Annotated in this window: 4 protein-coding genes and 1 pseudogene; 2 read left to right on the forward strand and 3 right to left on the reverse strand. The window is 58.5% G+C overall.

Annotated features, from left to right (window positions below):
* A pseudogene (locus L692_RS0115645) lies at positions 1–1,884 on the reverse strand (WIAG-tail domain); the annotation flags it as partial.
* A 295-nt stretch (positions 1,885–2,179) separates the two neighbouring features.
* Here L692_RS0115645 and L692_RS0115650 point away from each other — a divergent pair.
* Entirely contained in the window at positions 2,180–3,259 is a 1,080-nt protein-coding gene (locus L692_RS0115650; RefSeq protein ID WP_025701088.1) for a YheC/YheD family endospore coat-associated protein, read from the forward strand.
* Between the two features lie 98 nt (positions 3,260–3,357).
* A complete protein-coding gene (gene asd, locus L692_RS0115655; protein ID WP_025701089.1) occupies positions 3,358–4,149 on the forward strand; it encodes an archaetidylserine decarboxylase in 792 nt (263 codons plus the stop codon).
* Between the two features lie 439 nt (positions 4,150–4,588).
* On the opposite strand, the gene gpmA is transcribed toward asd, so the two are convergent.
* Positions 4,589–5,338, reverse strand: coding sequence for a 2,3-diphosphoglycerate-dependent phosphoglycerate mutase (gpmA, locus tag L692_RS0115660; protein ID WP_025701090.1), 750 nt, complete (start codon positions 5,336–5,338; stop codon positions 4,589–4,591).
* 210 nt (positions 5,339–5,548) lie between these two features.
* The gene (locus L692_RS0115665; protein ID WP_025701091.1) at positions 5,549–6,334 is read right to left on the reverse strand and encodes an AraC family transcriptional regulator; all 786 of its coding nucleotides are present in this window, start codon (positions 6,332–6,334) and stop codon (positions 5,549–5,551) included.
* Positions 6,335–6,544 lie beyond the last annotated feature (210 nt).

The following is a 6,544-nucleotide window of genomic DNA, read 5'->3' on the forward strand; positions in this document are numbered from 1 at the left end:
GGCATGATCCGCGATATGATGAGGCTGGACCGCTTCGGCGGCAAGATGAATATCCCTTACCGCGCCTTCCGCCAGCTTATCCCCCGACACCGATCCGGGCTGAAGGGCAATGGGGGCCACGCTGTTCTTCCGCAAATGCCGGCTGTCCACCGCTCCCGCCGCCAGATGCTCGGCGTCCACTGCGGCGTCCTGCAGAACGCGGGCGCTGACGCTGGAATCGGCGAAATGCTTCTCTCCCACCGCACAGAACGCGATGTGCTCGCCGCTCACCGCACCCGGCGCAAGCGCGGAACCGCCGACTGCGCCCGTGGCCAGCTTGCTTGCAACGACGCTGCCCTCAGCGAGCTTGGAGGAGGTGACGCTCTGCGGACGAAGATGTCCTTCGCCCACCGCTTCCCCGGCCAGCTCTCCGCCTCTGACGGCTCCCGCCGCCAGGTGCCGGGAGTGCACCGCGCTGTCCTGAATCTGGCCCGGCCCCACCGCGCCCGCTCCAAGCTGTTCTTCCTTTACCGCTTCGGGCTGGAGGTGGGCGTTGCCCACGGACTGGGGCGCAAGCTGCGGGCCGCGCACGGCGGACTTGGCGATATGCCGGGTGCTCACGGCCTCGTCGGCCAGCTTGTGCCCGAGCACGCTCTGGTCGGCAATCTTGGATGAGGTGACCGCCTGCTCCACCAGCTGCGCCGTGCCTACGGCGCCTTCGGCCAGCTTGGCGTAGGTGACGCCCCGGTCTGCCAGATGGCGGCCGGTAATGGCCCCGCTGGCGATATGCCCTCCGGTGATGCTGTCCGGCGCCAGATGCGAGCTCTGCACGGAGTCATCGCCAAGCTCCCTTGAACTGACGGCGCCTTCGGCCAGATGACTGCTGCCGACGGCGCCAAGCTGGATCTGCTCCCCGCCGATGATCCGGTTCCCAAGCTGTTCCCTGCTGATAGCTCCCGGCGCAAGATGCTGCGCTCCAATAATGCCGTTTCCCAGATGGTGGCCTTCGATGATGCCGTCCTCCAGCTTTTCGCCGGAAATGGAACCGTCTTCGATGATGTCGCCCCCGACCGAACCGTCAGCCAGCTTGGAACGGTCAATAAGGCCGTTCTCCAGATGGCGGCCGGCAATTGAGCCGCTCTGGATTTTGTCACCGGTGACCGCACCTTCCTCCAACAGCTCGGCAGTGATGACGAATTCACTCAAATGGCGGCTTTCAATCGACCGCTCGGCGATTTTGCTGGCGTCGATCAGGCGGTCGGCCAGCTTCTCCGGACCGATGCTGCCCTCCTTCAGCTTCTCCCCGCCGATGGAGTGGTCCAGCAGCTTGCCGCCGGAGACGCTGCCTTCGGCCAAATGCATGCCCGACACGGATTCCGGCGCGAGTTTGACCGAAGTAATCGCCTTGTCCGCGATATGAATGGTTTGCACCGCGTAATCCTGAAGCCAGGGAGCGCCGATAATGCCCGGCTTCAGCTTCGACCCGTCAATGCTGCGCGGAGCGATTTTCGGGCCGGTTACCGCTCCGTTCGACAGGTCATCGGTATAGATCTTTCTCTTCTCTTTCTCCAGCTTCCCGGCCAAAGAGATCGGCTCCGGCTTCAAGTCGACGTCGGAATCAGCCTCCATTTCTTCCCCGGCAGGGATTATAGCAGCTTCGGCTACACCCGCTGAATGCAGCGCCAGCGCCTCTTTTTCCATACTGTCTTCCGGTATGACAGCCGGGGGGACGGTGTCTTCCGGTTTGAAGGTCAGATCGATATCCGTTTCTTCACTTACCACATCACCCTTCCCAGACTGCTGCCACCCGTCTTCCACTACACTCAGTTCCTTGATGTTGGGATTATCCACAAAATACAGCCGTTTCTTCGCCTTGCTCGGCAGCTTTTTTCTGGATCTGCTCACAAGCAGTCCCTCCCTCCCTGTGTTATCGCCTAAGCATCATATGCGGGAAAACGGGCGAATGACACCCTTTTCTCCCATTTTGTAAACCATCAGGCGTATAGAAAAGAGATCCATCCTCCAGGAACATGGTGCCCGGTCAAGCGGACAACTTCCATCAATGAAGAAAGTCTGCGAAAAAGGGCTACTGCCTCTCGCTCATTCGTCCACCCTGACAAGCGAGCATGCACATATCCTGATTGAAGAGGTTTGAAATAAGCCGCAAGACGCGGATTACCGCACGGGAGGGATAAAACGAATGGAGCAAAAACTCGTCGGTATACTGCTGAATGCCGCCGCCCACCGGGGGGTTCCCCAAGGCAGAACGGGCTGGGAATCCCTCGCATGCTACGAGGAGGCTGCGGACGCATATGGCCTGACTCCCTGCTATTTAAAGCTGGCGGACATCGATCCCGTCTCCGGCTGCAGCGCCGTCTATATCAAGAGTCAGCAAGGCTATAAGAGAGTCGTTATCCCTATTCCCGAGGTCATTCATAACCGGGCTATTTATCCTTCCGGAAATACCGGGACGCAGCGGCTGGCCGCACGCGGGGTGAAAGTGTTCAATCTGCACAGCCGGTACGGCAAGGATGAGATCCACCGTCTGCTGTCGCTGGATTCCGGGCTCGTCGGCCATCTTCCGGGCACGGACACCGGAAGCGGCGGATTAATAAGAATGATGGAACAGTATCCGGATCTTATTCTGAAACCCCGCCGGGGGAGCATCGGAAAAGGGATCATGCGTTTAAGACGCAAAGACAAGGAGAGCTGGACGCTGGAATATCTCCATCATGGACAAAGGGCCTCCGTCCATATTCATCCCGCCAGGCTCCCCGGTCCGCTGCTTCGCCGTGTGGATGGCAGCTCTTATCTCATCCAGGAACGCATTCCGCTTGCGGAGGCAGGAGGAAGACCCTTTGACCTGCGGGTCACCGTTCAGCGGGGATGGGGCGGCGAGTGGGTCGTCACCGGACTCTTCGCCAAGCTGGCGCCCCCCGGCGGCTTCGTCTCCAACATTGCCAGAGGCGGAGAAGCGGCAACGGCCTCCTTTGCGCTGGAGCAGGCCTTTCCCGCCCGCGCCGCCGCTCATTACCGCATGTCGGCCGCCGGGCTGGCCCTTGCGGTCGCGCGCTGTCTGGAGCGCGGGCTGCCCGGACTGGCCGATATCGGACTTGACATCGGGGTTACGCGGGACGGGCAGCTTTTTTTCATCGAATGCAACGGACGGGACCAACGGTACGGGTTCATCAAGGCGGGACTGCCCGAAATCTGGAAGGACAGCTACCGGCGGCCGATGGGGTATGCGCGGTATTTGCTGGATGGCGGAGCGGAGCGATAACGTTATTGATTTGTCCTCTATTCTATGTCAATATAATGCAGAGCGGCCCGGACCTGTAAGACCCGGGACCGTGCCGTATGACGGAAGGGTGACAAGCCATGGTTAAACGACTCCTGCGGCTGATGACCGAGCTGTCCTCGCGCAGATGGATTTCCCGCATCATGGGCGCTTTTTCCCACAGCAGAATCAGCCGCTTTCTTATCCCGGCATTTATCCGGACCTATCAAATTCCCGCCTCGCAGGCCGAGAAAGACCCCCGGGAATATGCAACCCTCAACGAATTCTTCAGCCGGAGGCTGAAGCCGGGCATGCGGCCCGTCACGGAAGAAGCGAATGCTCTGGCAAGCCCCGTCGACGCGCTGATTACGGCGATGGGGAACATTGAATCGGGTACCCTTCTGAATGTAAAAGGTCAAGATTATAATCTGGAGGAGCTGCTCAACCACTCTCCCCACCAGGAGCTTTATAAGAAAGGCTTTTTTTTCGTGCTGTATTTAAGTCCGACGGATTATCACCGCATTCATTCTCCAGTTACCGGAAAGTTGGCGGAGAGCGACCACATTCGCGGGCGCTGCTATCCCGTTAACGAGTTCGGCATGAAGCATATGAAGGGCGTGCTGTGCCGCAACGAACGGCTGATCACCTACATCAACCACAGCGCCGGAGAAATTGCGGTGGTCAAGGTGGGCGCGATGAACGTCAGCAGCATCCGCTATTCGGGTGAGCGCCGGGAGGCATGGGAAATCGGCGAAGACCTTGCCTACTTCGAGTTCGGCTCGACGGTGGTGCTGCTGACCGAGAGCGGCATCTTCACTCCCCGGCCGGGGCTTGAGCCCGGAACGAAGGTCAAGATGGGCGAGCTGCTCGGCTTTTTGCAGCCGTCCAAATAAGCGGGTGCCGTAATTTGAACCGAAGCGGCCCGGCAGCTTGGCAGGATAGAAATCCGCCGGGCTGCCGGGCTGTTTTTTGGGTATGGGACGGTTGTTCGGAGACGCGAGGAAAAGAGAAGGAAGAATTATTAAATGGAAAAATCGGAGCTAATTTCATCCAAAATCGGGATACAGCGGCGCTAAAGGGAAAAGCTCCAGCTAAATCGGGCAGAAGCGCCGGGAGATGACCTCATGCCGGAAATTAGAAGGAATTTTTCCCGGCTAACATCAAGAATAAGCCCCGTCAGAAAAAATAACGGGATAATTTCCCGTTAGCTCCTGCCCGGATGCCCTACTGGACCGCTCTAATTACGAAGGATTAGCGGTCCGGTCCGTTCTCCACATCGAATACTCCGGTTTCCCAAAGATCATCAGCAGGAAAATAATCGCCCACCCTCCTTCATTCGCTCACCTTCCCCTGATTCGCCACCTCGCGGGCTTTGGCCTCCACCTCCTCCTTCTCGCCGAGATAGAACCGGCGGATCGGCTTCACATCATCGTCCAGCTCGTAGACGAGCGGAATGCCGGTCGGGATGTTGAGATTCAGCAGCTCGGCCTCGTCGATATCATCCATATATTTAATCAGCGCCCGCAGCGTGTTGCCATGCGCCGAGATGAGCACGCGCTCCTTCTTGCGGACAAGCGGCACGATCCGGTTGCCCCAGAAATCGCCGACCCGGTGGACCGTATCCTCCAGGCTCTCGCCGCGGGGAATATCTCCGGGACGCACCTCCCGGTAGCGTCTGTCGTTTCTTGCGTAGCGCGGATCGCCTTGCTCCAGAAGCGGCGGTCTGACCGACAGGCTGCGCCGCCAGATATGCAGCTGCTCGTCGCCGTATTTTGCCGCCGTGTCCAATTTGCTAAGGCCCTGAAGCGCGCCGTAATGGCGCTCGTTCAGCTTCCATGATTTCTGCACCGGAATCCACAGCAGATCCAGCTCTTCCAGAACCAGATGAAGCGTCTTGATGGAACGCTTGAGGACCGAAGCGAAGGCGAGGTCGAACGTATATCCGGCTTCCTTAAGCATTCTGCCCGCGTCCCTGGCCTCCTGTATTCCCTTCTCCGTCAGATCCGGATCGCTCCACCCGGTAAATAGATTCTGCCGGTTGTACTCGCTCTCTCCATGGCGCAGCAACACGATTTCGTACATATGCCCTCTCCTTTCCTGTGACTCCATTGCCGTTATGCTCACAATAGTCTATTTAAAACCATTTCCCGCCGTTATAAACGCGCTTGGCATATAAAAAAACCGAAGACCCAAAATCGTCTCCGGTTCGTTAGTCGTATTCATGTGCCGGGGCACAAGCGTTCTCGAACGTCCTTGTCCTTGTCCCTTGGGTCAGCCATCTGAAGTCTGGATTCAGCGAATTTCCGAGGGGCTCTTCCCCGTATGCTGCTTGAACTGGCGGCTGAAAAAGAAAATATCGCGGTATCCGAGGGCATCCGCCACCTCCGTTACATTCATTCCCGCGTACAGCAGCAAATGCTGGGCGCGCTCGATCCGGGTGCGGATAACGTAAGACTGGACGGAGGAGCCGATCAGTTCCTTGAATTTGATGGAAAAATAGCGCGGCGACAACCCCGCGCGGGCCGCCAGCTCCTCTACCCGATGAACAGCGCCGGGATGCTGGCTGATATAATTGGCAACCTCGTGAATGACCTCCACCAGTTGGTTGCTGACGCTGCGCTCCACCGGCTTGACCCGGTCTTCCCGCAGCAGGTTGATCATAATCTGCTTGAGAATCAGCTGACCCTCTTCCTCCGCGGCGAAGGTCTTGACCAGGAACAGCCGGACGTATCGGGCAAGCAAATGCTCGAATTCCACCGTCTCCGTCAGCTTGCGGTAAGGCTCGGGAATATCGGTGACAGGCCCCCTTATGTCAAAATGGATATATGTAAGCACAAGCGGCTTCTGCGGGTTATGCGACGCGCTCGTATGATCGCCGGGCCGAAACAGGAAGCAGCTCCCTTTCCCGACTTCATAGGCTGTGCCGTTGCGCACAACGGTGCCTTCCCCGCTCCAGATGTAGAACAGATCGTAATTGGGCAGCGGCGTCTCCCTCTTATGCCATATCCATCCCGGCTCGCAGACGATCTTGGCCAAGGCGGGAAGTATGACAAAAGCAGACGGCGATGCATGCAGCATCCTTTATCCCTCCTTCATCATTCAGTAGCTTATCCTATCATACCTTTTCACGTATCATTTTGCACATCGCTCCAGGCCAGCGCCAGCCGCCGCATCCCCTCGGTCAGCTCCTCCCGGTCCAGGTGGGAAAAGGCGAAGCAAGCGGCGGGCTCGCCGGGTGTAATCCGGTAAAGGGCGGCGTCCCGGAAATCGACGCCCCGCCGCTTGGCC

This window comes from Paenibacillus forsythiae T98 (genome assembly GCF_000520735.1).
GTDB lineage: Bacteria > Bacillota > Bacilli > Paenibacillales > Paenibacillaceae > Paenibacillus_AQ > Paenibacillus_AQ forsythiae.